4 protein-coding genes are annotated in these 3,107 nt (G+C 54.9%); 1 reads left to right on the top strand and 3 read right to left on the bottom strand.

Annotated features, from left to right (window positions below; genetic code table 11):
- Window positions 1-58: 58 nt before the first annotated feature.
- The 3 genes from L692_RS0123480 to L692_RS0123490 all read right to left on the bottom strand — a co-directional run bounded on the left by L692_RS0123480 (window position 59) and on the right by L692_RS0123490 (window position 2,272).
- Window positions 59-949: a diacylglycerol kinase gene (locus L692_RS0123480; RefSeq protein ID WP_025702391.1), complete on the bottom strand. Its 891-nt coding sequence runs from the start codon at window positions 947-949 to the stop codon at window positions 59-61.
- A gap of 241 nt (window positions 950-1,190) precedes the next feature.
- On the bottom strand, window positions 1,191-1,976 hold the full coding sequence (locus L692_RS0123485; protein ID WP_025702392.1) for a sirohydrochlorin chelatase: 786 nt from the start codon (window positions 1,974-1,976) through the stop codon (window positions 1,191-1,193).
- A gap of 5 nt (window positions 1,977-1,981) precedes the next feature.
- A complete protein-coding gene (locus tag L692_RS0123490) occupies window positions 1,982-2,272 on the bottom strand; it encodes a YerC/YecD family TrpR-related protein (RefSeq protein WP_025702393.1) in 291 nt (96 codons plus the stop codon).
- A 361-nt stretch (window positions 2,273-2,633) separates the two neighbouring features.
- Here L692_RS0123490 and L692_RS0123495 point away from each other — a divergent pair.
- Window positions 2,634-3,107, top strand: a 474-nt coding sequence (locus L692_RS0123495; protein WP_025702394.1) for a hypothetical protein, incomplete at its 3' end; no start/stop codon positions are given.

A 3,107-nucleotide genomic window follows, 5' to 3' on the forward strand; every position in this document is an offset into this window, starting at 1 on the left:
GTTATTATTCATTCGCTCGGTTTCACTTCTCTTTCATGGTCTTCATTATTCATGCTGCTTACAAAGTATGCGCGAATATCCGCAAATGCCGGGGCAGTATCCGGAAATGTCCCGGAAGCGTGCCGCCCAGCTCTCCGTCCAGATTAAGCTGGACATGACCGGGAGAGTTTACTTCCATTTCATTCGTGCGGAAATACACGACTTTCTTGTCTTGAAGATGCTCGCCGCGCAGCGCAAGGCTGACCAGACGGATGAGTTCCGCGAGATTGCACTTTTTTAAAGCGATAACATCGAACAGCCCGTCATCGATCCGCGCATCCGGAGCCAGCTTCTCAAAGCCTCCTACGGAGTTCGTGTTGGCAATCAGGAACAGCATGAACTCGTCATGGATCAGCTCCTGGCCGCTTGCGCGGATCATCAGTTCCGTCGGGGACAGGCTGGCCATTTTCTCGATTCCTTTTAAATAATAGGCGAGCTGTCCCATCATCGTCTTCAGCTTGCTGGGCACTTCATATGTCAACTCGGTCAGCGTACCGCCGCCGGCAATATTGATGAAATAGCGATCATTGGCTTTGCCAAGATCAATCAGACGCGACTGCTGCTTAATAATCAGATCGCAGGAATCTTCCCAATTCTTCGGAATTCCCATCGCGCGCGCAAAATCATTCGTGGTTCCCAGCGGAAGCACCCCAAGAGGAGGCAGATTCGGCTTCTCCGCCATTCCGTTAACCACCTCGTTCAGTGTGCCGTCGCCGCCGGCCGCAATAATGAGATCGTATCCGCGATCTACCGCGTCCGCCGCAGCCTCCGTCGCATCGCCTTCGCCCGTCGTCGCATGACAGGTAGCCTCAATGCCTCCCTGATCCAGACGGTCCAGAATATCGGCAAGCCTTCTCCTCATTTCTTCCCGCCCGGAAGTTGGATTATATATTAATCTCGCAGTTTTCATTTTCCGGAATTCCACCCACTTCTTTATTGAACAACTTAACTGATTATACCCAATTCTGGAGGGCACAATCAATATATGTGGGAAAGAGAGGAAAAAGCACATGAGATCGCCTGTGATCCGGCCCCTTGGAACCACCCCCAAACTGCGGGCGGAGAAGCTTCGATGTAAAGCATAAACCGCAGCGAGCAACCCGGACAGCCTTAAGCAGACGGCGGCAAGATTAACGCATTCCAGGCACGGGCTACCGGTTCGGCTCGCCCTCTCCCCCGCGCAGATTGTTCAGCATTTCCTCCACACGGGCGGCAATCCAGTGCGGCAGCAGCGGATGGGGCAACAGCGTTCTGCCGTTATATTTGTAGGTTAGTCCTTCGAGCTTGCCTGGAATGGCGTTCTTGGTGAAGTAGCCCTCGCTTAAAAAAATCGGCGCAACGAGCACCTCATATCCCTGTTTCCGCCAGTGCCGCACCTTATCGCCTACATTGTCGGGATTCAGCAGCGCGTAATCCGCCGCCGCAATGCCGCTGACTCTACAGACGCGCTCCGCCAGCGATGACATTCCGCGCTCCCAGCGCTGGCGGAAGCCGGCATGCGCGCTCCCGTGGCCGACCAGCAGAATCATCTCCCTGGTAGGATTGATCGACAGCTCCCGCAGCTTGTCCCAGGCCATGACCGCGATATCCGGGTCGTCGTCGACGGGGGAACCGTAGTGAATGCGGGCGGTTACTCTAAACCGCGCGAGCTCGGTCTCTTTTTCCGGTTCATCCTTGGCCCCGAGCGCATACGCGATCTCATCTACATGGGTGCTGCCCGAGGAGACGAACAGCGGAATAACCAGAATATCTGTAACGTCCTGCCGTTCCAGTGTGTCGATTCCGTCCTGGATGGAGCGCCCGTCCACCAGCTCCAAAAAAGAAACCGCCACGGGAAGCTCCTCCCGCAGCGATAATTCGCTCACACCTTCATCAACGATAGCCACCCAGGACGTATCGCGCGAACCGTGACTGATGATGAGCACGCCCGGGTTCATCGGTATTAGCGCCCCAGACGTTCCAGCGTCAGCTTATAGCCGTCGTTGCCGTAATTAAGGCACCGTTTGACCCGCGAGATGGTCGCCGTGCTCGCTCCGGTCTCCGCTTCGATCTGATTATACGTGCAGCCCTTGCCCAGCATGCGCGCAACCTCAAGGCGCTGCGAGAGCGACTGAATCTCGTTCACCGTGCACAGGTCGTCAAAAAACACATAGCATTCTTCCATATCTTTTAAAGTTAAAATGGCTTCAAACAGTTGATCGATACTTTTATCGTTCAGCTTCTTGAGCTGCATAATATAATCATCCCCTAATGTGGCTTACTGCCTTTACTATATTGCACCAGAGCGCATTTTTCAAGCATTAACGATTTCACGCTGTAAAGAACGAAAACAACGGACAAGTGTCCGCCTCCAGCGTACAAATCATTTTATATCTGCTGCTCCCTGCTCCGCTCTCCCATCTGTCGGCATCATTCCTATCTTACTGCATCAGAGCATCAAAAACAAAGCCGGACAAGGATTATTCCAGATTCCCCGACCGCTGGGCGGCTGCCCTTTTCCGCTCCTATCCCTGTTACCCCGGGCATCCGTCCATACCTTATGTTCGCCCATGACATACAGTATAGCAAAATAACCGACAAAGGAATGTGATACTATGCCTCAGCATTACTACAATCATTCCCCTCGAAGCAGCCGCGCGTTGACTGAATCGTTCAGCTCGTCTCCGTACCCCGGAATCACCTCTTACGTGCAGGTACCGGGACCCGGAACGGCGGGCGCATTCTCCCCTCTTGGAGCGGAAGCGGCCGAAACCGCGCTTGCGGCTCCGGCAGCAACGGAGGCGGCGACCAAAAGCGGCGGACTGCTGGGGAACCTCGGCGGACTTGCCAACCTGGGCAACATGGATCAGATCAAGGGCTTGATCGACCGCATGGGGGGAATCGACGGAATCGTCAGCTCCATGGGCAAGGTGCAAAAGGTGATGCAGGGCTTTCAACAGATGGCTCCGATGTTCAAGCTCGTTATGGGCGGCCTTGGCAAAGGAAAAGCGGGCGCCCTTGGAGCGGCGACTGGCCTGCTCGCGGCGGAGGAGGACTCCAAATCCTACACCCCCCGCCGGCGCAGCAAA

The organism is Paenibacillus forsythiae T98 (genome assembly GCF_000520735.1).
Taxonomy (GTDB): domain Bacteria; phylum Bacillota; class Bacilli; order Paenibacillales; family Paenibacillaceae; genus Paenibacillus_AQ; species Paenibacillus_AQ forsythiae.

Coding starts and splice junctions, on each gene's coding strand:
- L692_RS0123480 (WP_025702391.1), bottom strand. CDS start 949: ATGAAAACTGCGAGATTAATATATAATCCAACTTCCGGGCGGGAAGAA.
- L692_RS0123485 (WP_025702392.1), bottom strand. CDS start 1,976: ATGAACCCGGGCGTGCTCATCATCAGTCACGGTTCGCGCGATACGTCC.
- L692_RS0123490 (WP_025702393.1), bottom strand. CDS start 2,272: ATGCAGCTCAAGAAGCTGAACGATAAAAGTATCGATCAACTGTTTGAA.